At 41.9% G+C, this 25,006-nt stretch carries 20 protein-coding genes; 12 read left to right on the top strand and 8 right to left on the bottom strand.

Features of this window, described 5'->3' with window-relative positions:
* Positions 1-127: 127 nt before the first annotated feature.
* Complete coding sequence (locus tag L0P89_RS11635) at positions 128-1,909, bottom strand: hypothetical protein (protein ID WP_235265267.1); 1,782 nt, start codon at positions 1,907-1,909, stop codon at positions 128-130.
* A 120-nt stretch (positions 1,910-2,029) separates the two neighbouring features.
* Between L0P89_RS11635 and L0P89_RS11630 the strand changes: the two genes are divergently transcribed.
* The 4 genes from L0P89_RS11630 to L0P89_RS11615 all read left to right on the top strand — a co-directional run bounded on the left by L0P89_RS11630 (position 2,030) and on the right by L0P89_RS11615 (position 6,663).
* Positions 2,030-2,530, top strand: coding sequence for an RNA polymerase sigma factor (locus L0P89_RS11630; RefSeq protein ID WP_235265266.1), 501 nt, complete (start codon positions 2,030-2,032; stop codon positions 2,528-2,530).
* Positions 2,531-2,661: 131 nt separating this feature from the next.
* Positions 2,662-3,126: a GyrI-like domain-containing protein gene (locus L0P89_RS11625; protein WP_235265265.1), complete on the top strand. Its 465-nt coding sequence runs from the start codon at positions 2,662-2,664 to the stop codon at positions 3,124-3,126.
* A gap of 74 nt (positions 3,127-3,200) precedes the next feature.
* Positions 3,201-4,112, top strand: coding sequence for a FecR family protein (locus L0P89_RS11620; protein ID WP_235265264.1), 912 nt, complete (start codon positions 3,201-3,203; stop codon positions 4,110-4,112).
* Positions 4,093-6,663 carry a carboxypeptidase-like regulatory domain-containing protein gene (locus L0P89_RS11615; protein ID WP_235265263.1) on the top strand — a complete coding sequence of 857 codons (2,571 nt, stop codon included), beginning with the start codon at positions 4,093-4,095 and terminating at the stop codon, positions 6,661-6,663. Before L0P89_RS11620 ends, L0P89_RS11615 begins: the two co-directional genes overlap by 20 nt.
* A 27-nt stretch (positions 6,664-6,690) precedes the next feature.
* Here L0P89_RS11615 and L0P89_RS11610 read toward each other — a convergent pair whose 3' ends face one another.
* The 3 genes from L0P89_RS11610 to argS form a co-directional block, all read right to left on the bottom strand.
* Positions 6,691-8,883: an amino acid permease gene (locus L0P89_RS11610; protein WP_235265262.1), complete on the bottom strand. Its 2,193-nt coding sequence runs from the start codon at positions 8,881-8,883 to the stop codon at positions 6,691-6,693.
* A gap of 111 nt (positions 8,884-8,994) precedes the next feature.
* Positions 8,995-9,663, bottom strand: a complete 669-nt coding sequence (locus tag L0P89_RS11605) for a zinc-dependent peptidase (RefSeq protein ID WP_235265261.1) — start codon at positions 9,661-9,663, stop codon at positions 8,995-8,997.
* A gap of 128 nt (positions 9,664-9,791) precedes the next feature.
* The gene (argS, locus tag L0P89_RS11600; RefSeq protein WP_235265260.1) at positions 9,792-11,573 is read right to left on the bottom strand and encodes an arginine--tRNA ligase; all 1,782 of its coding nucleotides are present in this window, start codon (positions 11,571-11,573) and stop codon (positions 9,792-9,794) included.
* Positions 11,574-11,664: 91 nt separating this feature from the next.
* On the opposite strand from argS, the gene L0P89_RS11595 reads away from it, so the two are divergent.
* The 3 genes from L0P89_RS11595 to L0P89_RS11585 are packed head-to-tail and all read left to right on the top strand — an operon-like array spanning position 11,665 to position 15,120.
* Positions 11,665-12,090 carry a hypothetical protein gene (locus tag L0P89_RS11595; protein ID WP_235265259.1) on the top strand — a complete coding sequence of 142 codons (426 nt, stop codon included), beginning with the start codon at positions 11,665-11,667 and terminating at the stop codon, positions 12,088-12,090.
* On the top strand, positions 12,087-13,511 hold the full coding sequence (locus tag L0P89_RS11590) for an SDR family oxidoreductase (RefSeq protein WP_235265258.1): 1,425 nt from the start codon (positions 12,087-12,089) through the stop codon (positions 13,509-13,511). Before L0P89_RS11595 ends, L0P89_RS11590 begins: the two co-directional genes overlap by 4 nt.
* A 46-nt stretch (positions 13,512-13,557) precedes the next feature.
* The gene (locus L0P89_RS11585; protein ID WP_235265257.1) at positions 13,558-15,120 is read left to right on the top strand and encodes a carboxypeptidase-like regulatory domain-containing protein; all 1,563 of its coding nucleotides are present in this window, start codon (positions 13,558-13,560) and stop codon (positions 15,118-15,120) included.
* Here L0P89_RS11585 and ctlX read toward each other — a convergent pair.
* Positions 15,117-16,046, bottom strand: a complete 930-nt coding sequence (ctlX, locus tag L0P89_RS11580; RefSeq protein ID WP_235265256.1) for a citrulline utilization hydrolase CtlX — start codon at positions 16,044-16,046, stop codon at positions 15,117-15,119. The two genes, L0P89_RS11585 and ctlX, sit on opposite strands and share 4 nt — an antisense overlap.
* A gap of 94 nt (positions 16,047-16,140) precedes the next feature.
* Here ctlX and L0P89_RS11575 point away from each other — a divergent pair, with 94 nt between their 5' ends.
* The gene (locus L0P89_RS11575; protein WP_235265255.1) at positions 16,141-16,962 is read left to right on the top strand and encodes a LytTR family DNA-binding domain-containing protein; all 822 of its coding nucleotides are present in this window, start codon (positions 16,141-16,143) and stop codon (positions 16,960-16,962) included.
* 111 nt (positions 16,963-17,073) lie between these two features.
* Entirely contained in the window at positions 17,074-18,207 is a 1,134-nt protein-coding gene (locus L0P89_RS11570; protein ID WP_235265254.1) for a serine hydrolase domain-containing protein, read from the top strand.
* Between the two features lie 5 nt (positions 18,208-18,212).
* On the opposite strand, the gene L0P89_RS11565 is transcribed toward L0P89_RS11570, so the two are convergent.
* From L0P89_RS11565 to L0P89_RS11555, 3 genes are all read right to left on the bottom strand, one after another.
* Positions 18,213-19,127, bottom strand: a complete 915-nt coding sequence (locus L0P89_RS11565; RefSeq protein WP_235265253.1) for a dimethylarginine dimethylaminohydrolase family protein — start codon at positions 19,125-19,127, stop codon at positions 18,213-18,215.
* Between the two features lie 102 nt (positions 19,128-19,229).
* Entirely contained in the window at positions 19,230-20,513 is a 1,284-nt protein-coding gene (locus L0P89_RS11560) for a citrate synthase (protein WP_235265252.1), read from the bottom strand.
* A gap of 117 nt (positions 20,514-20,630) precedes the next feature.
* Positions 20,631-22,166, bottom strand: coding sequence for a glycogen synthase (locus L0P89_RS11555; protein ID WP_235265251.1), 1,536 nt, complete (start codon positions 22,164-22,166; stop codon positions 20,631-20,633).
* Positions 22,167-22,414: 248 nt separating this feature from the next.
* On the opposite strand from L0P89_RS11555, the gene L0P89_RS11550 reads away from it, so the two are divergent.
* The 3 genes from L0P89_RS11550 to L0P89_RS11540 all read left to right on the top strand — a co-directional run bounded on the left by L0P89_RS11550 (position 22,415) and on the right by L0P89_RS11540 (position 24,993).
* On the top strand, positions 22,415-24,022 hold the full coding sequence (locus L0P89_RS11550; protein WP_235265250.1) for a sigma 54-interacting transcriptional regulator: 1,608 nt from the start codon (positions 22,415-22,417) through the stop codon (positions 24,020-24,022).
* Between the two features lie 201 nt (positions 24,023-24,223).
* Positions 24,224-24,607, top strand: coding sequence for a putative quinol monooxygenase (locus L0P89_RS11545; protein ID WP_235265249.1), 384 nt, complete (start codon positions 24,224-24,226; stop codon positions 24,605-24,607).
* On the top strand, positions 24,604-24,993 hold the full coding sequence (locus L0P89_RS11540) for a hypothetical protein (protein ID WP_235265248.1): 390 nt from the start codon (positions 24,604-24,606) through the stop codon (positions 24,991-24,993). Before L0P89_RS11545 ends, L0P89_RS11540 begins: the two co-directional genes overlap by 4 nt.
* The last annotated feature ends 13 nt before the right edge of the window (positions 24,994-25,006 follow it).

Raw genomic sequence — 25,006 nt, 5'->3', positions numbered from 1 at the left:
GTGGATTGCTGCTTTAGAAATAAGCGCAAAGGCTTTGAAAAAGAGATTCTCAACAAAGCATGAACAAAAAGAAAAGGACAGTTTTGGGGCAAACTGTCCTTTTCAGAAAAATAAGGGGCAAATATTGTTATGGCTTTTTCTCGAAAACCAACGTTTTGCTGTTTATTTCCTCATCTTCATATACCAATTCAATTCTATCTGAAGAAACTTCGGTGATATACCAGGCTTCAGTCAGATCTTCAAAGGTTTCGTCATCGCCAAGGTTCAAGTAGAACTTCAAATTGCCATCAGCATTTCGCAAAACCCTCCAAACACCGGCCGTAATTGGATCATCGTCTATAGAGACCTCTACTTGATGGAACGTTGAGAAACCAAAGTCCATTCCGGCATAGTCATCCGTTTCATCAACACCTTCATCATCCAAAAGAGCTACATTCCAAAGACCGCCTAACATGATATTCCTGATTTCAGATACATCGCCATCTCCCGCATTGTCATCACATACACGTTGCAATACCAGTTCGTAGTCAACTTCTTCGACTTCAAACTTCAATCTATCGTCATCAAGATGACGCAATGGCCATTCGAAGTTCACTGCAGGCTCATCACCAAAGGTGATCAGCAATGAAAGTACTTGTTCAGAATTGAACCCTATCTCCCATGAACCTTCAGAAGTGGTGATTCCGTTACTCAAAGTAACTACTCCTTCAGCCATGAACTTAAATTCGTAACCAAGTAATCTGTCGATTTCCTCACCTTGGTTTTTGACCTTTTTTATGATCCACTCACATTCTTTCAAGATTTCTCTCAATGTATTGGGGTCATCATCATCATCATCGCCATCATCGTCATCGTCATCTTCACAAAGTTGCTTCATGATAATCTTGTTACCGCCTTCTGCGTATAACTTGATGGTATGCTCACCAACCTCATATACCAACCACTCTAGGTTAAAGTCGACCAAGACGTCAAAAGCAAGGGTCAAAAGCGGACCATGGTCGGTAAACCTAACGCTCCATTCACCGTTCAAGACATTGCCTTCTCGATCTTTTACCGTGACCATTCCTTCTTCTTCGAATATCATCAAATACTCAAGGTACTGCTCTGTTTGGTTAACTTCATCGCGAACGACCTCACGTACTTGCCATGGGCATTCTGTCAAGCAGAAATCAAAACGCTCTTCGTCGAAATCATCGTCATTGTAATCGTCATCATCATCTTCATCACACTCATCTTCGGCCGCTTCAAGGGCACGCGCCAATTCGGCATTGTTTTCTACCACTACTTCGGTGCCATCGTACTTCTTCAAGGTAATGGGGAAATCGATACCGATAAGGTCATCATCATCAAGACCATCAAAGAACCTTCTCAAATCTTTGTCACTCTCAATAACAACGCTACCGGTCTGCTGTTCATTGATATCGAAAGTATACAGGGTAATCGGATAAACGAAATCGATACACTCGATATCATCATCGTCACCTCCTTCAAGGCACTCTTCGGCCAACTCTGACAACTGTTCTTCGTTTTCAATAACGATCTCGGTAAAATCACCAAGGGTAATGGTAATCGGAAAGAGAAACTCTAAAATATCTTCATCATCATCGAACTCATCGAAAATCTCTTCGATCAAATGAAGGTCTTCCCTAGAGTCGATGGTAATCTGAATACCGCCAACATCAACGGTATATGGAAACTTCACCGCAATACAACTGGCCCCATCGACAATGTTGTCAAAAGAACCGTCATTTGACGATGTCTTCACAATCAAATCGGCAGTGTTAGAGTCTGCCATCAGGGTCTCTTGCTGATCCCCGCCTACTTCTTCAAATTCTTCTTGACATGAAGTAAAACTCAATGCCACGATAAAAAGGCTTACATACAATAAGTTATTAATTAACTTTTTCATAACGATTTGGACTTTTTCATTGTTAGTACAACCCTAAAACAACCATCTTGTAAATTACCCTACCCAATTTTTAATTTTTTTTAAAATATCTTTGGGAAACTGTTAACCCAGCCGCCACACATGGACAATGTTTGTGAAGAGCACGTCTTTAGCTCTGTGTTCAAAGCCAATTCAAAAACGGTATTCAATTACATATATTATAAGTTCGGCAATGAAGAAAAGGCACATGATGCCGTACAGGAGGCTTTCGTGAAATTGTGGGAAAATTGTGCCAAGGTGACCCCTGAAAAGGCAAAATCATACTTATACACGGTTGCCAACAACCTATATTTGAATGTCATCAAAGCAGAAAAGGTTCGGTTGAAATATGCCGACCAGCATTCAAAATCAATATCGAACGAGTCGCCAGAATATGTATTGGAGGAAAAGCAATTCAAAAAAAAACTTGATGACGCCCTGAACAGCCTCCCCGAAAACCAACGGACCACTTTTTTGTTGAACAGAATAGATGGAAAAAAATATGCCGAGATAGCTGAAATGGAAGGTGTGAGTGTCAAGGCCATCGAAAAGCGGATGCATTTGGCCCTAAAAGCGCTTCGTGAACAGATAGACGGTATTTGAAATGGTTATTTGGTTAATGGCTAACGACTAAAGACTAAAGACGAACTGATGGAAATTGGGAAAAAGTGAAGTACAAACTCTATATGCTGATGGTTGCATTGACCATTCTTGGTTGTAAATCTAAAAACACAATGGAAACGCATATTGATTCCTTTTATGTAGTGGGCATAGCCATTCAATCAACCAACGAAGGTGAAAAATCAGTGGCCGATATGGGCAAGCTATGGGGAAGATTTTATTCGGAAGGGATTTCCAAAAAAATTCCAAATAAAGAATCGGAGGCCATCTATTCGATTTTTATGGATTATGAGTCGGATTACACAGGAAAATATACCGCATTAATTGGGCATAAAGTTCAATCTTTGGAGAAAATACCTGAAGGAATGATCGGCAGGGAAATAATCGGGTGTACGTATCAAAAATTCATTTCTAAAGGAAAAATGCCCGATGCCATTGTGGACACTTGGAAAGAAATTTGGAAAAAAGATGCCGAGTTGAACAGAAAGTACCGTAACGATTTTGAAGTTTATGGCGATAAATCAGACCAAGGGGAAAATTCTGAGGTTGAAATATATTTATCTATAAATAAACCGTAAACTTGAAACTTTTAAACTTTATAGGTAGGGTTTTTCTAAAGTAAGTTGTTATACCCTCGTAAAGCATAGAAATCATGCAAGAGAATTATTTGGCAAAATGGCTCAACAACGAACTCTCTGAAGAAGAGTTGGCAGCTTTCAAAAAGTCTGCCGAGTATGCTTCTTACCAGAGAATTCTAGAGGCATCTGATAAGATGCAGGCCCCTGGGTTCGACGTTGACCAAGCTTGGAATACCTTAAGGGAAAGAACTTCGCAAGAAGCCCCTAAGGTCATTACCTTGCGCCCGTTCAAACAGTTCTTGCGTGTAGCGGCCGTGGTGGCCGTACTTTTGGCAGGCTCTTATTTTTATGTGAATTCTTTGAATGAATCGTTCAGCACCGAATTGGCAGAACGTACCGAGATAACGCTCCCCGATAGTTCTGAAATCATTTTGAACGCCGGTTCAAAGGTCTCGTTCAGTGAAAAGAAATGGAACGAAAAACGAAACGTAAAACTTGAGGGCGAAGCTTTTTTCAAGGTGGCCAAGGGCAAAACGTTCACCGTTTCAACAGATAATGGTACCGTAACCGTGCTTGGCACCCAGTTCAATGTCGAGAACCGTAATGGTTTCTTTGAAGTGACCTGTTATGAGGGCCTAGTGAGCGTTTCTTATCAAGGTACAGAGAAAAAACTACCCGCAGGCACCTCTTTTGTGGCCATCAACGGTAACGTTCGAAATACTGATGGTATAAGTAATGCCCATCCTTCTTGGGTGAACAACGAGAGCAGCTTCGAAAGTATTCCGTTGAAATATGTATTGGCCGAGCTTGAAAGACAGTTCGATATTGAGGTGATGGCCGAAAATGTTGATACCGATCAATTATTTACAGGTACGTTTAGCAACACAGACATCAATTTGGCGTTAGAAAGTATAAGTGTTCCTTCCCAGATTAGTTATAAATTAGGGAAAGATAACGTGCTTTTCTATGCTGAGAATGCTCCGTAATCACTTTATTGCAGTTTGGGTGGGACTGCTTTTTGTCTTTCCCCACGCCACTATCCATGCCCAAGAGACTTCAAGAACGTCCCTGAAATCATATCTCATCGAGCTTGAAAAGCAACATGATATTAAATTTTCATATGTTGACGAGGATTTGGAAGGAGTTGAAGTCGCTATTCCCGCTGACCTATCGCTAGATCTTGTTCTGGAAGCATTGGAAACCCAGACCCAAATAAAAATCCGGAAAATAAACGAGCGCTATTATTCATTGGTCAAAAACACGCTGGTCAGTGTTTGTGGAAAGGTACTCGACAATTTTGCCGAAAATACCGTTCCGGGGGCAACTGTTGAAGTAATGGACAGTGACATAGCACTGGTCACAGACATAAATGGCCGTTTTCGAATTGACCAAGTACCAAGAAATGCCACTCTTAAAGTTCGTTTTCTAGGATATATCACAAAATACATGCCCGTAGAAAATCTTGTAGCAAGTGGTGATTGCCATGAAATTCTACTTGCACAGAACTATGAAAGGCTTGAAGAGGTCATTGTCTACGAATTCCTCACCTCGGGAATCGTTAAAGAAGAAGATGCCAGTATTACCCTGAATACAGGTGAATTGGGCATTCTTCCAGGCCTGATAGAGCCTGATGTGCTACAGACCATTCAAGCGCTACCGGGCATCAAAAGTATTGACGAGACCGTGTCAGACATCAATGTACGCGGTGGCACCAATGATCAAAATCTGATACTATGGAATGGTATCAAAATGTACCAGTCAGGGCATTTTTTTGGGTTGATCTCGGCTTTCAATCCCTACTTGACAGACCAAGTGACGGTTTACAAGAATGGTACCCCAGCACGATATGGCGATGGTGTCAGCAGTGTCATCAGTATGTGGACCAAAAATGAGATCGATGGGCAGTTTTTCGGTGGGGCGGGCTTCAACCTTATCAGCGGTGATGTGTATGGGCAATTTCCTTTAAACGACCGAATGGCCTTTCAGCTCTCGGCCCGTCGCTCTACCACCGATTTTTTGAACACTCCGACCTATAGCATCTTTACCGATCGGGCCTTTCAAGATAGTGAGGTCATCAATCAGCAAAATCAATCGGTTGATAGGGAATTCGATAGGGATATTACCTTTTTTTTCTGGGATGTTTCGGGAAAATTTCTCTACGACATCAATGATGACCATAAATTACGACTAAGCTTTATCGGTATCGACAATGATTTATTGTTCAAAGAGACCGATCGTGAGACAAATGTTACTTCCCAGAGCTTTTTAGATCAGACCAATATCTCTGCCGGACTGCAATTACAAAGTAGATGGACGGACAGACTGTCATCGAACCTCAACGCCTATTACACACAATACCAACTGGAAGCTTTGGGCGTTTCTCCCGAGCCGCGACAACAACTTGAGCAAAGAAACCGAATTATTGAAAGCTCCATAAAATTTGATACGGAGTATAGGCTGGCTGAGACATTGAAGTGGCGAAATGGATATCAGTTCATCGAGACCGGCATTAGAAACTTTACCGATGTCACCTTGCCGCCATTTGACAGTAACATCAAAGGGGTGGTGAGGCTTCACGCACCTTACACCGAAGTCTTGTACCGCTCTCCCGAAGACAAGTTCATCGCCTCAGCGGGTTTGCGGGCAAACTACATCATAAATTTGGCCCAATTTGGTGAATCATTCGAAGAATTGCTGTTCGAGCCCCGTTTGAACCTAAATGTTAGAGTGGCCAATTATTTGAGAGCTGAGGTTTTGGGTGAGTTCAAAAGTCAGTACACGAATCAAGTCATTGACTTGGAACAGAATTTTTTAGGAGTTGAAAAGCGACGCTGGATCCTTTCCGATGAAGATCAATTGCCCATCACCAAAAGCAAACAGGGCTCTATAGGGTTGAACTACGCCAAAAATTCCATTTATGTGGGCCTTGAAGCTTTTTATAAACAGGTAGATGGCATCAGCACCTTGACCCAAGGCTTTCAAAACGAAAACCAGTTTGATGGGGAAATTGGCAGCTATGAAGTGAAAGGACTTGAATTTCTTGTCAACAAAAAAGGGGAAAACTACAGTACATGGCTAAGCTATACCTACAACAAGAACGACTACACTTTTGAAGACATTGACCCAAGCTCATTTCCGAACAATCTCGATGTACGCCATACAGTGACGGTCGCCACCACCTATGACATCAACAATTTAAAGCTGGGGCTGGGGCTCAACTACCGAACGGGCAAGCCCTACACAGCACCTGATGAAGATGATCCATTAAACGCAACGGCCTTTCCCAATGAAATCAATTACCAATTGCCCAACAGCAGCCGTTTGCCAGAATATTTCAGATTGGATGCCTCAGGCACTTACCACTTTGATATCAGTAGAAGAATCAAGGCCAATGCCGGCATATCGCTGTTGAACCTGACCAATAGGGAAAACGTATTGAACCGCTATTATCGAATTTCTGACGAAGGCGAAGTTGAACAGGTAAACAACGTTTCATTGGGTCTTACCCCCAATGTTAGTTTTAGGGTGCGTTTTTAGCTCTTTTCTAGGGAATTCTATGATTTATCAGGCCAGAATACTTTCATGGCCAGAATCTTTCACAAAAAGACAGGAGCTCTTGGTCTTGGTGGTCATTTCTTGAACGAACTCAATTTTAAAATTCTCATCCATCCCAAAGATGTTCAAATCGGCTCGTGGCGCATTCTGCACAATGTCCCTAAAATTACCCACATACACTTCTATAAGCGTCTCTGGTAATCTGGCAAGGCTGATCAAAGATTTAAGGAACGTATTGGCATTTTCCTCCTCATTGGGATCAGAGATGACCGTGATGATGCGAATACGTGCATCCCAGTTCTTCTTGAGTTTATAGGCGATCAAAGTGGATAAATCAAGACTACCGATATCCCAACCAAGCTCCCAGTTGCCCCTTCGATCACTCACCCAAACATTGATCAAGTTGCGCTGCCCCAACAAAGCGGTCGGGTGTGCCGAAAACAGAAGCACTCCTATTTCTAAACGGATGCACTCTTTGATCACAGGCCGAATCTCAATTTCATAGTCATCATGCTGCTGCAAATTCAAGAAAACGATATTCGGTCTAAAAAAAGCGCCCCGCAGGGCTTGATTGCCATAATTGACCCCTTTGGCAAAATCATCACTGTGTATCACTGTCCATGATGAGAACACCCCTTTTAGGCGAAAAGATTCTGAGAGTGTGGAAAGCTCATTCACAAAGGCATCATTCTCGGTAAAGGGCTCGATGCCCAACAACTTGATCGACCCTTTTGGTGCGGCTATATTACGTAGAAATTGAAAATTGCCCTTTGCGCCGTTGATATCACGAACAGGCACCATGAGATTGGGCTTCCATGCCCTTTGCTGCATGCTTTTCATGCCCCAAGTGTGTTTGGCGGCCCACTCGGCAAACGAGACGAACAACCCTGATCGTACATCTTCAAAAGGGGTTTCCAGATTTTGTCGAGACAAGAACCAGTACACCACGAAAACAATGACAATGGAAACCAGACTAACCGTTGGGTTGATGATGAACATGGCCATTACCGATGATAATAGCCCGATCCACGGAATCCATTTGTTCACTTTGAAAATGGGGCGATAGCTTATTAGTCCCAATCGTTGCTCAATGATGACCACAATATTGATCATGGCATAGGTAATCAAGAAAAACAAGGTCACCAAAGGGGCTACTGCATTGAGTTCACGAAGCAACATAGTCGCAAAAATCATGATACCGGTAACCACCATGGCATTTCTGGGCTGCCCGTTGGCACTTTTTCCGGCAAGAAATTTGGAATAGGGCAAGACCTTGTGTTCACCCATGGCAAAGAGAATGCGCGAAGACCCTACTATTGAGGCCAGAGCAGAAGAAAAGGTCGCTCCAAGAATACCCGCGATCACCAGTGGACCGAAATACGATTTTTCAATAATTATGTTGTAATTGGAGACCAATTCTTCCTCCGAAGCTGAACGAGCCAACCAGTAAGCCAACAACATATAAATCACAAAACTTACCCCAATGGCCCATAAGGTTCCCTGTGGAATGCTCTTTTTTGGGTTTCTAAGCTCACCTGACATATTGGCCCCTGCCATGATACCCGTTGCGGCCGGAAAAAAAACGGCGAACACTATCCAGAAACTGCTACCACTAAAATTGTTCTCAACAGATCCCTTAAAAGTGCCCCATCTGAGGGCATCTTCCGCTGGAAGTACCATAGAGCCATGATAAGCTGCCATAACGATGGAAATCAGCGATAATACAATTATCGCCATGATGATATACTGTGTCTTGATAGCCAAATCGGCACTGATATAGGCAATGGCGAACAGTAGCGCAAAAGCAATCAAATCTACCAAAAATGGGTCGTGGCCCGGAAAAATGCCCAACCAACCCTCACGAAAACCAAATATATACATGGTGACTGCCAGCCCTTGTGAGATATAGCGGGGTATTCCGAGACTACCGCCTACCTCAAGGCCCAAAGCCTGTGAAATAATGGCGTAAGCACCCCCTGCCCCTATTCGTATGTTCGTGGTGATCGCCGACATCGAAAGGGCCGTGCACAACGTAATCAAAAAAGAAATGATAATGATGAACCAAGCACCCAACAATCCGGCATTGCCAACGACCCAGCCCATCCGCAAATACATGATCACCCCAAGAATGGTCAGCAGGGTCGGCGTAAAAACGCCGCCAAAAGTTCCGAATTTTTTGAGCTTCGTTTCTTGGGCTTGCATGGTTGTTTCAAAATGGCCAGTACAATATAAATGATCTGTATCATTTACCAGTGGCATTTGCCTTGACCGTATGGTAAAATGCTACATTTTTAGAAAAAATCGATGGCCTTGTTAGGTATAGGAATAATTCAACATTTTTTTCAAAAGGTCATATAGCTCTGGATATAAATTTTCAAATTGTTCAGGAGTTTCCAAAAAGTTCTCAGCGGCAACAGCAAAAAACTCTATCAGACTTGTGAGGCCGTATCCCCTAAAATAACCTGACTCATCATATTGCTCTTGAAAAGATTGATTTTCGAAGAGCTCTTTTACTTTCTTTAGGCCAAATTGAAATCTTCTTGCTTCCCAACTATTCTTTCCTGAGGTTTCAATACAGAGCGCATGGGCAAATTCATGTATCGCCAAATTGATGTTGTCCCTATCGTCTTCAAAACCGTCTCTTAGGCCTTTTTCAGAAAAGACCAAAGTCTTCAGGCCTACGTTATATTCACCAACATGGTGTTTTTTGTTCAGTATCGAATAATAATCGGAAGGATATACAATGACCCTATGAACCGCCCTTATGAATTTATAGCTCTTCATACCCAGCGTCAAGAGCATGCCCGAGGCACTTATTAAAAGCTCAACTTCGTTTTTGCTACTTACTTGACCTTTGTAAACGAATGGCTTTTTTGACTTGAACCAAGCTGTGCGAACAAAAAGTTTCTCTTTTTCAGACTGGGACAGTTTTTGTATCTGAGGGATATTTTGCTGTAGAAAACCGATATCTCGATGGGTCAACTTTTGCTGCTTTGCAAAGGGGTTCAGTTCATATAAGCCAATTGCGTAGTATATGATATATAACGAATAACCAATAATGAATAAGATGCATACAAAAGCGAATATGTCAACTACATAAATAGACAAACCTACATTCGTTCGGGTACCTCGATCCCCAATAATTTGAAAGCCGATTGAATGACCTCTCCCACTTTTTTGGAAAGTAGAACCCTAAAGTTTCTTTTCTCCTCGTCTGTTTCTCCAAGGATGGAAACCTGTTGGTAGAACGAATTGAACTCCTTGACCAAATCATAGGTATAGTTGGCAATCAGCGCAGGACTGTAATTATCGGCCGCTTCCTGAATTTTTTCAGGGAAGAGTTGCACAAGTTTGAGAAGCTCTTTTTCTTTTTCGTGAAGCGTTATTGTCATGTCGAGCACGGTCGAGATGCCGATATTTTCTGCCTTTCGTAATATCGATTGGATCCGTGCATAGGTATATTGAATGAATGGCCCAGTATTGCCCTGAAAATCAACCGATTCTTCTGGGTTGAAAAGTATCCGCTTTTTGGGATCCACCTTCAGAATATAGTATTTCAAGGCCCCTAGCCCTATGGTATGGTATAGCCCTCTCTTTTCATCTTCTGAATAGCCCTCCAATTTGCCCAATTCTTCAGAGATTTCTTCGGCGGTCTGTTCCATATTGTCAATAAGATCATCGGCATCGACCACCGTACCCTCACGGCTTTTCATCTTTCCAGAGGGCAAATCGACCATGCCATAGCTCAAATGGTGTAGCTTTTCGGCCCATGAATAACCGAGTTTCTTCAAAATGATGAAGAGTACCTTGAAATGGTAATCTTGCTCATTGCCCACGGTATAGACCATACCGTTGATATCATTAAAATCCTTGACCCGTTGAATGGCCGTACCGATATCTTGGGTCATATACACGGCCGTACCATCTGCGCGAAGCACGATCTTTTCGTCAAGGCCCTCATCGGTGAGATCGATCCATACACTACCATCATCTTTTTTGAAGAAAACCCCTTTTTCGAGTCCGTCGTTGACCACCTCGCGGCCCAAAAGGTAGGTATCGCTCTCGTAGTATAGCTTATCGAAATCAACCCCGAGGTTTCGATAGGTTTCATTAAAGCCTTGGTAGACCCAACCGTTCATTGTTTCCCAAAGCGCCACGGTTTCTTCATCGCCCGCTTCCCATTTTCTGAGCATTTCTTGGGCTTCAAGCAAAATAGGGGCTTCCTTTTCGGCTACTCCCTTGTCTTTGCCTTCCGAAATCAAAACGGCTACCTCTTCTTTATAGATTTTGTCATAGGCCACATAATATTTCCCGACCAAATGGTCTCCTTTTAATCCAGATGATTCAGGAGTTTCACCATCGCCAAACTTTTGCCAGGCCAACATGCTCTTGCAGATATGGATGCCCCTATCGTTAATGATCTGCGTTTTGTAAACCTTATGGCCAGCAGCTTTAGAAATCTCTGAAACAGAATACCCCAACAGAATATTGCGAATATGGCCCAAGTGCAGGGGTTTATTCGTGTTCGGTGATGAATACTCTACTATCAAGGCATCTTTCGAATCGGGATCGGCATGGCCAAAGTCGGTCACATTCTGAATGGTATTGAAGAACTCAAGGTAATGGGCATCACTGATGACCAGGTTCAAAAAACCTTTGACCACGTTGAACTTTGATACCTCAGCGACATTTTCTTGAAGATAATTGCCAATATTGGTTCCTATCTCCACAGGGTTTCCCTTGATGGCACGAAGCATGGGGAAAACCACTATTGTAATATCGCCCTCGAAATCTTTACGGGTAGGTTGAAACTCTACCGATGGTAATGCTGCCCCATAGAGCTCTTTTACCGCTTCTTTGACTTTCGCCTCTAAAACCTTTTGGATATCCATCAATGTCTTATTCAGCCAGCAAAACTACGTTTTTTTACCCTTTTATGATAGGATTAAGAAAGAGCTTTGGTGATTTCACTACCTTTATTTCATGCTTCTGAATGTTTCATATTCCGATAAAAAAATCACCCAAAAAATCGATGATGCCGTCGGCAAGCCCTTTACCTTGAAAGAGCGCATAAAAATGGGGGGCATCGGTTCACCAAAACTCGAAATAACAGGGGCCAGTATAGAAATACGCAATCTTTTGATATTGGACAACAACCGGGATTGTTGCAATATCGAGATGCGCCCCAAAGGCATTATAGTCGGCTTTCGATCATTGTTGGAATCATACGCCCTGGTCATTCCCTACTACAAATTGAGCCTTTACAAGGGCGATTTTGCCATATATTCCATCTACAAAGACAATCACTTTATCAAGGTGCGGTCAGATACAAAGGCCATTCAGAAATTCTTTAAAAAGTTGTTGGGCCACAAGGCCGACAACGCCCCCACTTCCATTGAAGATCTATGAAAATTCTACTGACAGGTGCCAACGGTTATATCGGCATGCGCCTATTGCCCCAATTGTTACAACAGGGGCACGACGTAGTCTGCGCGGTTCGTGACGAAAAACGATTTTCAATCGATGGGGAAACCCGTAAAAGAATACAGGTCATTGAAATCGACTTTTTGGAAGATATAAAGGAAAATACCGTTCCCAAAGACATCGACGCCGCCTATTACCTCATTCATTCAATGACCTCTTCAATCGGTGATTTCGATGAGAAGGAAGCCCAAGCAGCAAAAAGATTCAATACGCTGCTCAAAGAGACCAACGTAAGACAGGTTATCTATTTGAGCGGAATTGTAAACAATGAAAAGCTTTCGAAGCACCTTTCTTCAAGAAAAAACGTAGAAGAAATACTATATCAAGGTGCGTTTCACCTCACCGTGTTGCGGGCAGGTATCATTGTGGGATCGGGCAGTTCATCGTTTGAGATTATTCGTGATCTCTGTGAAAAGCTTCCCCTGATGATAACCCCCAAATGGGTGTTGACCAAGACACAACCCATTGCCATTAGGGATGTCATCAATTTTTTGACCGGTGTTCTCGGCAATGAAAAGACCTTTGACCAATCTTTCGATATTGGCGGCCCAAATGTATTGACCTACAAAGACATGCTGAAGCAATACGCCAAGGTACGTGGCTTCAAAAACTGGATCGTTACCGTACCCGTTATGACCCCGAAGCTATCTTCTTACTGGTTGTACTTCGTGACCTCTACCTCTTATAAGTTGGCCGTGAACTTAGTCGATAGTATGAAAATGGAAGTGGTCGCCAAAGACGATATACTTCAACAGTTATTACATATCAAAACCCACACCTACCAAGAGGCCATTTCAATGGCCTTCAGAAAAATCGAGCAAAATCTAGTGGTCAGCAGTTGGAAAGACAGCATTGCAAGTGGCCAAATCAAAAATGACCTTGAAAAATACATTCAGGTACCAAAATATGGCGTGTTGAAAGATGAGCAAAAAATGAAGGTTGAAGATTCAGAAAGGGCCATTGCGAACATTTGGAAAATAGGAGGTGAAAACGGATGGTATTATGGCAATTGGCTTTGGAAAATTCGTGGGTTTCTAGATAAGCTGAACGGTGGCGTGGGCTTGCGAAGGGGGCGTACCCATCCCGATAGAATTTATCCAGGTGATGCACTTGACTTTTGGAGGGTTTTACTGGCCGACAAAAAGAAAAGACGGCTTTTGCTGTTTGCGGAGATGCGGTTGCCCGGCGAGGCGTGGTTAGAATTTCGAATTGATGATGACAATGTACTACATCAAGTGGCCACCTTTAGGCCACGGGGGTTGAAAGGTCGTCTGTACTGGTACAGCATATTGCCTTTTCACTATTTCATTTTTGGTGGTATGATCAGAAATATTGCCAAACATTGAATTTTGGTCCAAATTTTGAAACAAAAGATTTGTTCGTTCGTCAAACATGGGCAAACAGGCAACCGTTCAGCTTCGAAAAACGTCTTTTAAATACAATCCCAGCATGTATACACCTTACTTCAAACTCGCTACGATAGTCTTTTTGCTGATAGGCAGTATTGCTTCAGGGCAAATTATTTCTTCAAAAGTGGTGGATGGAAAAACAGGAAAGCCCATCCCCTATGCCACTGTACAGTATGGTGAGAACAAAGGTGTGGTAACCAATGATGAGGGGCTTTTCAGTTTTGCCATCGAAGAATCCGCAGAAACGTTGGACTCCGTTTATATTTCATCAATGGGATATGAAAAAATGGGCTTTGCATTTGACCAACTTCAAGACAGTATCATTAAGGTCAGACCAAAGGCCATCAAGCTCAGTGGGGTCTATGTATTCGACAAACAGTTCGAGGTTGACGAAATCATCGAAAAGATGAAGGAGCGACTTCCTGAAAACATCAATAATCAGCCCCTAAAACAGCGGTATTTCTTACGACAGTCAGAATTTGCAAACATTCAAAAAGTAGATTTCGGTTTTGAGAAATCGACCATTGAAGAGTTGAACAAAGAACTTATCGATAGTATCGCGTTGGCCATTCCCAGAAATTCGTACCATTATAAAGAGGCCTTGGGCGATTTTTACAAAACAAACAAAGATGTTAAGGTAAATGTGCTGAAAGCCGCCGAATTGTATGATAAAAAGGATGTCAACTCTTTTGAAGATTTAGGCAAGCGCATGGAAACCATGTTCAAGAAAAATGTAAAACCAGATTCATATTTAAAAATCAAATCTGGAATTTTCAGCCAAAAGGTACAGGTAGAGGAAATTTTGGAGGAAACCGAATCAGAGGAAGCCGAAGTGGTCGAAAAAGAAATACAACGCGACACTATTTCAGGCTTGGTCGACGGCCAAAAATGGATTCTAGACGAGCTGTTGCAAGAGGTATACCACCAAGAAGACAGTAAACTCGATTTGATAGAAAAAACCCGAAAGTACGAATTTGAACTGATGGGTTATACCGATATCGATGATGCCGGGGTGTATGTCATCGACTTCAAGCCCAAAGGCGGTGCTGATTTTAAAGGCCGGCTTTATGTGAATATCGATGATTTTGCAGTGATGCGCATCGACTTTGAAAACCTAAAAAATCTGCGAAACTTTAGGTTGTTGGGCATTTTTTACCGTGAGACCCTCTATAAGGGCACCATGCGCTTTGCCAAACTGTCGAACGGCAGGTATGACCTTAAATTTGCAGATTTCAGCTTTGGCCGCTGGTTTCGATTAGATCGACCACTTGATGTCATTGAAAAGAACAAAAATGTCAAGGGTCGCAGAAAGCAGAACGAATTGCGGTTAAATGTAGATTTTCGAATGCAGAACATCAACAAATGGGAGTTTGTCGTTTTTGAAAACACCTTGATCGACCAATTGCAATTCGAGGCATTTACCGAAGACAAAAGTGTGGAAGCAACATATATGCCCAACTATGATCCCGAATTCTGGAAAGGGCATAATATCATGGAGCCCAATCAAGCCATAAGAGAATTCACCAGTAAGGAAGAAACAAATTAGCGCTTTGGCAAAAACACCTCGGCCATCATACACCTGGCCGAACCACCACCACAAGTTTCAATAGTATCAAGAGGGCTGTGAATGATACCACAATGTTTTTTGATGGCGTTGATTTGGTCAGGCCGTAAACTATTGTAAGCAGCAGAACTCATGACCATGAACCGCTGGTCATCACTACCGATGACCTGTAACATGTTGCCAGCAAAATGGTGCATTTGCTTTTCGGTGATCTCAATGATTTCCTTGTTGTCTTTTTTGATATGGTCGACCACGTTTTTTCGCTCATTCTTATCATCGATGCTGCTAAGACAGATAACAACGAAGGTCTCGGCCATGGCCATCATTACATTGGTATGGTAAATGGGCAAACGTTCACCATTGACCGTTTGGTTGGCGGTAAAAATTACCGGAAAACAGTCAAAATCTTCGCAAAACTCAATGAAGAGCTTTTCATCGGCCCGTTCAGAAAGGGCACAATAGGCCTTTTGGTTCACCCGGTCTTTCAAAATACTTCCTGTGCCCTCTAAAAAAACACCATCTTCTTCAGCAGAAGTATAATCCATTACAGTATCGATTCGAAAACCCTGCTCTTCAAGAATGTCGAAGATATCATCTCTACGTTCTTTTCTTCGGTTCTTGGCAAACATGGGATAGATCGCCACTGTTCCATTCGAATGAAAAGACACCCAATTGTTCGGGAATATCGAATCGGGCGTATCGACTTCCTTTCTATCATCAATGACTATTACATTTACACCCTTTTCCCTCAGCACCGCTACAAAATCATCGAACTCTTTTTGGGCACGCGTGTTTATGGTCTGGTCTTGAACATCCATGTTCCCCATGAAATAATTGTTCACGGCCGTTTGCTCGTTCATTCGAAACCCAACGGGTCTGATCATCAAGATACTATCGGTTATCTGCATTCCAATTCAAAAAAATATGTCCAAATGTAGGTAATAAGCCGGTCATTTTGTAACAAAAAATTAAGAGGGGTATCTTTAACGGTAAATCGCCATAATGCCCAATAAATATCTTGGCAAATACAATGATTTTGTATTGTTTTTGATATTGATCCCCATTATCAATACCATCAACTACCACCTTACCTATGCCACCATTCGATGGGATTGGTATACCTACACCACCTATACGATCGACACCCTTACCGGGTTCGTGGCCTGGTATTTGATCCGTCTGGTCATCATATATATGGACAAAAGAATACCCTATGAAAAAGCCTTGGTCAAACGAATTCTATGGCAGGTAGTGGTGACCAATATAGTCGCCCAGGGATTCATTATTATAGAAACAGAAGTAATAAACGGGCTATTTGGTGACGGTCCGTTGCCAACTAAATTTTATACCTACAATCTGTTTATCTTCTTTATCTGGATATTGGTGATCAACGGTATCTATATTGGGTTTTATTTTCATAATGAATGGAAAACAGCCCAGAAATTGCGTGAAAAAGAGTTGAAGCTGCGTTCTACAGGTTTTGAAGTACTGTTGGGCAATACCACAAAAAATATTGCCTTTGAAGATATTTCAACTTTTTACGTAGAAGATAAAACCACTTATTTACAGACCAAGAATGGCAAAAACTTTGTTATTGATGGCTCATTGAACAGAATTCTTCCGCATCTTCCTAAGGAATCATTTTTTCGTTTGAATAGAAAATACATCGTTCGAAGAGAGAATATCAAAGGTTATCGTAAAGAGGTCAACGGAAAATTGGAAGTTGAATTCGATATAGGGAGCAAATTGGAAAAATCTACTGTCAGCCGTACCATAGCTCCTGATTTCAAAAAATGGTTTGCCAAGACAGTCCAGCAAGTCTGAACCGTAAGTTGCTACAATTCAACCAAAAAAATACTACACTTCATCATTTTGAATCTTGATGAAGCCTTCAAAAATTGGGCATGCAACCGATATTTACCAAAAATCCCGATCATGAAACAATTATGTATTTGGATGTTACCATTACTTATGGCCAGCACCCTTCAATCGCAGAAAAATGAATTTCCAGGTGAGAAACGGGAAGCGGTAAAGACCGTATTCAAAAAATACATTGATATGGGTATTCCCGGCCTTGCCCTTACAGTTTATAGTGAAGAGACCGGATTTTGGTCCCATACCGAAGGTGTGGCCAATATCGAAGAAAATATTTCTTTGACCAATGATCATATGTTCTATTTGCAGAGTGTGGCCAAAACGTATATGGCCGTAGCCATTCTTCGGTTGTACGAAAAGGGAAAACTCGACTTGAATGACCCCATTACCAAATATGTGAACTACCAATGGCTCAACTCAAAAGACGGCATTGACAAAATAACTGTAAGAATGTTGCTGAACCACACTTCAGGTCTTCCAGAGTACACTACCGATGCTTTGCTGGTTTCGAGAATCATTCAAGATCCATTGACCGTACTCGGCGTACCTGAAATGCTATCTTATATTGACAAAAAAACACTAGACTTTGAACCGGGGAGCAGATATACATACCGCAACACCAATTATGCTTTGCTATCGCTGATTGCAGATAAGGTCACTGGGGATCATATAGCTTTTATGCAAAAAGAAATATTCAAAAAACTAAAGCTTGATTCAACAAAAGTCCTATCAAAAAACAACATCGACAAAAATTTCAACTTGGTTGGTGCCTATTGGGATGTTTTGCAGGAAGGCATACCAACAAACATTTCAAAACTGCAAAGGGCAAATGTATCATCGATGAAGGGTGATGATGGCATGGTCGCTTCGACCAAAGATGCAGTATTGTTCATGAAAGGCTTGGTCTCAGGCAAACTGTTAAAGGCAAAAACACTGGAACTAATGCAAGAGTTCGTGCTTAATGAAGAAGGTGAGAAAAGATATGGTTTGGGAATACAGTACTATGATCTGGATGTTACCTATGCCCTCGGACATTCAGGTGGTGGCATTGGGGCCGGCTGTGTGTTGCTCTACCTTCCAGAACTAGATGCCATCGTATTCATCGCAACCAATTTCAACACTATGATGGAATCACCCATCCGTAAAAAAGCTGAAAACCTTCAAATGGATATATTAATGGCCTTGTTCATGTAGCAAGGTCATTCCCTCACCAAAGGCATGGTGCTGCATCTCAAAAGACCACCTTGCTTAGAAATTTCTGCATAGGGTATTTCTTCGACGGTAAAGCCTTGATCCCTGAGCCAATTATTGAGACGGGTAAAACCACGTTCAGAAACCACCACTTCAGTGGAAATGGAGAACACATTGCTGAACATCTGGTACATTTCATCAGCGGTAATTTCAAAAACATTTTCTTTTCCGAAATAATCGACCAACCATTGGTATTCATCTTCTACCAGAAAACCATTTTTATGTATTATGGCCTTGCCTTTTCCAATAGGTTGAAAGCAACAATCTAAGTGCAGTGCGTTTTCTTTTGGATGCTCGATTGATTTTCGAAGCTCAAAAGACTTCACCGTTTTGGCCGGAAACATTTGTTTGATATACTCAACTCCCTCCCAATTGGTTCTTGCAGTGATATAATCAGGATAATCGTGACCTGTATAGGTGCCGATAAAGATATGATCGTTCCAAGGCATTACATCACCTCCTTCAATATGCACTTCTTCAGGCGGATACAAAATATTATCGGGATGTATGTATTCAAGCACATGTAGAATGGCCTCAAATTCTTCCTCCCTATGTGGAAGTATATTGGCCTTTATCAGTTTATCTTCAATGACAAAAGCAATATCCCTAGAGAATATTTGGTTGCAGTCTTTCAGTACTTCGGGGCGAAAAACCTGCACGCCATGTTTCTCGAAGACTTGGGCAAAAGCATCCATCTCTCTGACCATATCTTCTTCTTTCGGATAGGTGCCGGCCAAAATATGCTGCAATGATTTTGGGTCATAGGCATCTTTTGGTTTGGGTACGGGACCACTGCTTTCGGCCGTACCCAAGACCACCGCTTTTAGCGGTGAGGTTTCATCCTTGACATTCAACTTTAACATAGGTGACAGATTGTTTCGGCAAATATAGAATATAGTACGATTACAAAAACAGAGCCCGCTTTCAGTCATTGAAAACGGGCTTGTTGATTCTAGAGTATTATCTCATCGTTTCTTAAGGGAAACAAAAGGCCTATGGTTTTCCCCGATATAAATCTGTCTCGGCCTACCAATAGGTTCTTTTCTCAATCGCATTTCGCGCCATTGGGCAATCCAACCGGGCAGACGACCAAGTGCGAACATGACGGTAAACATGTCCACCGGAATACCCATGGCCCGATAGATGATTCCTGAATAGAAATCTACATTGGGATACAGTTTTCGTTGAACGAAATATTCGTCTTCCAACGCTTCTCTTTCAAGTCCTTTGGCAATTTCAAGTATAGGATCTTCGATGCCCAAATCTCCCAATACCTCATCAGCCGATTTTTTAATGATTCTCGCACGAGGATCGAAATTCTTGTAAACACGGTGACCAAAGCCCATCAACCTGAAAGGGTCGTCTTTATCTTTTGCCTTGGCCATATATTTTTTGGTATCGCCACCGTCTTCTTTGATAGCTTCCAACATCTCTAGAACCGCCTGATTGGCCCCACCGTGCAATGGGCCCCAAAGTGCCGAAATGCCCGCAGATAGTGATGCAAAAAGCCCAGCATGGGAAGAACCGACAATACGTACAGTGGATGTAGAGCAGTTTTGCTCATGATCGGCATGTAAGATCAATAACTTATCCAGCGCATCGATGACAATTTTATTCTTTTTGTATTCTTTGTTGGGCTTTTTGAACATCATTTTGTGAATGTTCTCTACATAACCCAATGAGTCATCGCCATAATCTAACGGAAGACCCATTTTCTTGCGCATCGTCCATGCGACCAGTACAGGGAATTTGGCCAAAATGCGAACGATGGAATTATACATTGCCTCTTCAGAGGAAACATCGACAGAAGATGGATTGAACGCCACCAAAGCACTGGTCAACGAAGACAACACCCCCATAGGATGTGCAGACTTGGGAAAACCATCCAAGATTTTTTTCATTTCCTCATCGACATGTGATTCGGCCTTAATATCCTCATCGAATTTTTCGAGCTGTTCTTTATTGGGAAGCTCCCCAAAAATCAACAGATAAGCCACTTCTAGAAAATCAGCTTTTTCAGCAAGCTCTTCGATCGAATAGCCCCTATACCTCAGAATTCCCTTTTCCCCATCCAAAAAGGTAATGGCACTTTCACAAGATCCGGTGTTCTTATAGCCCGGGTCAAGGGTCACCAAACCGCTTAAACCCCTAAGGGTTTTGACATTGACCCCCAATTCGTTTTCAGTGCCTTTTTCCACGGGAAATTCGTACCTGTTCCCATTGTATTCGAGTATCGCTTTATCTGACATTTTATGACTTAAATGGTTAATTTTTTCGAACTCTAAAATTACGAAAAAGCAAGGGCTTTAACAATTTTCAACCGTGCTTTAAGTATTATTTAAGATGGCGTTCCCAATACTGCAATTTCACAGTTGATAAAGGTTTTCATAATATCGGTCGACCGATTTTTTCCAAGTGAAACGTTTTCTCTTGGCATTGGCTTTTATTTTTTTCCAAGTTGTCGGGTCGTTTTGATAAACATCCAATGCCAAATCAAAGGCAGCCAACATATCGGTGATTTTTTCGTCGAAGGTTTTACCATCGAAACTGAAACCTGTTTTCATGTGCTCTACCGTATCTTTGAGACCTCCCGTATGATGTACTAAACAGGGTGTACCATTTCTCATGGCCAACATCTGACTAATGCCACAAGGCTCAAAAAGACTGGGCATGAAGTACAGATCAGATTCCAAATACATAGAATCAATCAGACTTTCTGACTGCCCGTTGGTAAAAATGAAGTTTTGATGTTTGTAACTCAGTTCACGAAAAAGTTTCTCATATTCGGGTGCTCCGGTGCCCAACAGAATAAAAATGCCATCAACGGGTTTTAGACGTTGCAATATTTCTTCAAAAGCTTCTGGTGAGCGTTTGAAGAAGTAAAACTTTTGCTCGGTCAAACGGGCGACACTCGAGGCAATGAATTTTGGACGATTGCCCACATATTGCATAATTTTTTCTCCTGTATGGGCCAAAAAATCTGCCTTGTACTTCTTTGATTCTTCCTGCAGCCATTTGAAAATTGCTTTTACCGTATTTCGATAGATTTGGCCTTTTGACTCGATGTTGATGTTTTTATAATTGCATCCGTTGAGTATACCAAAAAGTCGCCCTTCTTTATTGGCCTTCTGCAGGTCTCTTTCCAGTCCTTCACCACCTATGAACTCAGGAGGTGAGCTTGGTTTCATTACATCTTCCCTATATGAAGGCGAAACGGTGTGCACCGCATCGGCGAATCGGATGCCCACAGCCATCAAATTGATGCAATCTTGATAGCGGGGGTCTTTCAACCCCTCATAATCTATTGATATCTCAGGGAACCAATGCTGCAGTGAAGAATAGTTGTCTTCGAAAGGGCGAATGCCTTGAATGGCCAAATTGTGGATGCTATAAACAAATCTGATATTTTGAAGACTCGAATAATCTCGACTGTATGCTCTGTGAAAAAGCAACAGACTGGAATGCCAATCGTGCAGGTGTACGACATTCAACTGACCAAATGCATTCACTCTAATGGCCTCAGCAACCGCCGTACAAAAAATAGCATATTTTATGAAGTCTGTAAAAAAGGGTTCTTCCGGATCATCGTGATAAATATGGGCAATACCGCCCGCTTCGATCTCGGGGTGGTGTATCACGTAGTGATGAATATTTTGAAACTCTTTCTTTGGTGGCACCTCATAAAGTTCCGCAGCATAACGAATGCCCCTAAGGTCAACGTGCAATGTGGTTGTCAATCTGCCATTCTGATGCAGTCTTCCATAAGATGGCACCACTACATGGGCACTATCTCCTTTTTCAGCAATCTGTCTCGGCACGTCACGAACCACATCACCCATACCCCCGGCCTTGCAATTGGGTATGGCATCATTTTCGGCAGCAACAAAAAGAAAGTTGTTCATAGTCTTGGGTGTACATGATTATCGAATCTTTTGCCAAAGATACGGCAGCACCTTTGAATCAAAGGCGACCAAAATAAGCATTTCCAAAATCAGGGAAACTTTTTGATGTTATCAAAAGGTAACGCAATCTATATTTTTTGGAAAATGAAGCGCTGCCACGAAAAAATGACTCACAACTTATTGTACGACAATGTGATACACCAAAATGATTCACAGGAATAAAAAATAAAGCGTACATTTATTTAGAAATGGTATCTGCGGGGTCACATAAATCTTCGGCAACTGAACGCCTAGAGCAACAGTTTAAATTCGAGAAGTTGATTTCTCAATTCTCAACTAGGTTTATTAACCTTCCCCCAGATAAAATTGATGCCGAAATCAACAGGTCGTTAAGGTTCTTGACCGAGTTCATGGATGTTGATTATAGTTGTTTGAACAGTTATTCGGAAGAAACGGGATTGTCTTCGACCACGCATTTCTATGCCAAGCCTGCCTTGGAATCTTTTATAACCCATGAAGATTTCAGGGAAATTCCCATGAGTGAATTCCCTTATGTCATGAGCGAGATTTTCAATCATGGCATGGTATGTATCAGTGATGTTGACTCACTGCCCCGAGAAGGCAAGAACATAAAAAAATTCATGAAAGACTTTGGGGTGCAGTCCATTCTATACTCTGCCCTGATAATCGATGAAAAGCTCATCGGTGCCCTTGGCTTTGATTCGTACACCAAAAAAATTGATTGGTCGGCCAAGTATATCAGTCGATTGAAATTGATAGGGGAGATTTTTGCCAATGCACTCATGCGCAAAAAAAATCAAGAAGAATTGGCCGAAGCGCACCGGCAATTGGAAGTTCTCAAAAACCAATACAAAAATGAAAGCGAATACCTGCAAGAAGAAATCAAGATAGAACATAATTTTGATGAGATCATCGGTAAGAGCGGCTCTCTCAAAAAAACGCTCAAAAAGGTTGAGCAAGTAGCCCCTACCGATAGCACTGTCTTGATATTGGGCGAAACTGGCACGGGAAAAGAACTGATAGCCAGGGCAGTACATAAAAATAGCGCACGAAGTGATCGACCACTGATCAAAGTCAATTGTGCAGCCTTACCTACCTACCTCATTGAGAGCGAACTATTCGGACATGAAAAAGGGGCCTTTACCGGGGCCATCAACCAACACATCGGGCGATTTGAAATGGCCCACAAGGGCACCATTTTTTTGGATGAAATCGGTGAAATGCCCCTAGAACTTCAGGTAAAACTGCTAAGAGTGCTACAAGAGGGCGAATTCGAACGTATCGGCAACCCAAAGACCATGAACGTAAATGTTAGGGTCATTGCGGCTACCAATAGAGATTTGTTGAAAGAGGTTGAAGCCGGAAATTTTAGGCAAGACCTCTACTACCGATTAAATGTTTTTCCTGTTGAGGTACCACCATTACGGGAGCGTATGGAGGATATTCCCTTTTTGGTGCGCCAGTTTGTAAGCAAAACAGGAAAAAAAATTGGTAAATCGATAGATACGATTCCCGATGGCTTCGTCTCTAAACTAAAGCAACACTATTGGCCGGGCAATATAAGGGAGTTGGAAAATATCGTCGAACGGGCCGTAATCACTTCGCAGGGCAATATACTGAGCCTGAAAGATGCGCTAATAAAATCAAAACCGGCACCCGAACAATTGAGCGGTTCGTTACAAGACGTTGAAAAAAATTACATCCTCAAAGTGTTGAATGCCTGTAATTGGAAAATCGAAGGCCAAAGTGGGGCAAGCCACGTTTTGGGGCTCAACCCCAGTACCCTACGCTCTAGAATGTTGAAACTTGGGCTTAAGAAAGAACTTTCCGCCTAAGGCCATCACCCTATCTAAAAACAGCTTTTTCTTCTTTTAGAATTTTCCGCTAAATATCGCGGAAACCACTATATATCACGGTTTCCTTACAAGAAATCACAACTCAATTCAATATTTAAAATTCTGTTTATCAAACAGTTAAAACAATTGATGCTATTTGGCATACCAATTGGCAAGGGTGTGTTGTCAAAAAAATAATGAATGACAGTACTAATGGCCAAAGTAGAGGTAAGGGAAAACAAAAGGAATGAATTTCTAAAAATCATGCAAGAGGTAGCCATAAAATCAAAAGAAAAGTACAACTGTGAAGAATTTGAAATCTATCAACATCTCGAGAACGAAAACATTTTTTCATTCTTCAGTATCTGGAAAAACCCCAACGATTTTCGCAAACATTTGGAATCTGATCAATTTTCAATGTTGCTCATCGCTTTAAAACTACTCAGAAAAAATCCTGAGATACGCTATTTCAAGAATCAAATGGGCATGGGCCTGCGCGGACTTATACAGCTCAGGGACATTCTCGGGATGAAACAAAAAAATATTGAACAATACAGCAATACCTGTAAAACGAAGAATGAATGAACCATTTATTGGAAGAGTATTGGGAAGACCTTAAATGGGAAGCCCTAATAACCTGGGAAAGATTAACCCTATCAGATCTTGATCAAGTTGCCGGCAATATCGTCAAACTCGAAAAATTGATACAGAAAAAATATGGCCACAGTGTATGGGAAAGCAAAAAACAAATTATCGCCCTTGTTCAGAGATATGATAATCTGGCATTTTTGACAGCTTGTGACCAGCTTAAAGAACAATTGCCAAAATTTTGGCCTGACCTAAAGATGAGCGATATAGAGCACATTCATTGCAGTAGAACAAGATTGTTGCATATGATCAAGAAAAATGGCAGGTCAAGAGAACAAGCTATGGAAGAGATCAATCGGTTTTTAAGACAATTCATCGACTGAATCAAAATTAATG

Origin of the sequence: Muricauda sp. SCSIO 65647 (assembly GCF_021534965.1) — a bacterium.
Lineage (GTDB): Bacteria > Bacteroidota > Bacteroidia > Flavobacteriales > Flavobacteriaceae > Flagellimonas_A.
This window is presented reverse-complemented; position numbering and strand designations above follow the sequence as displayed.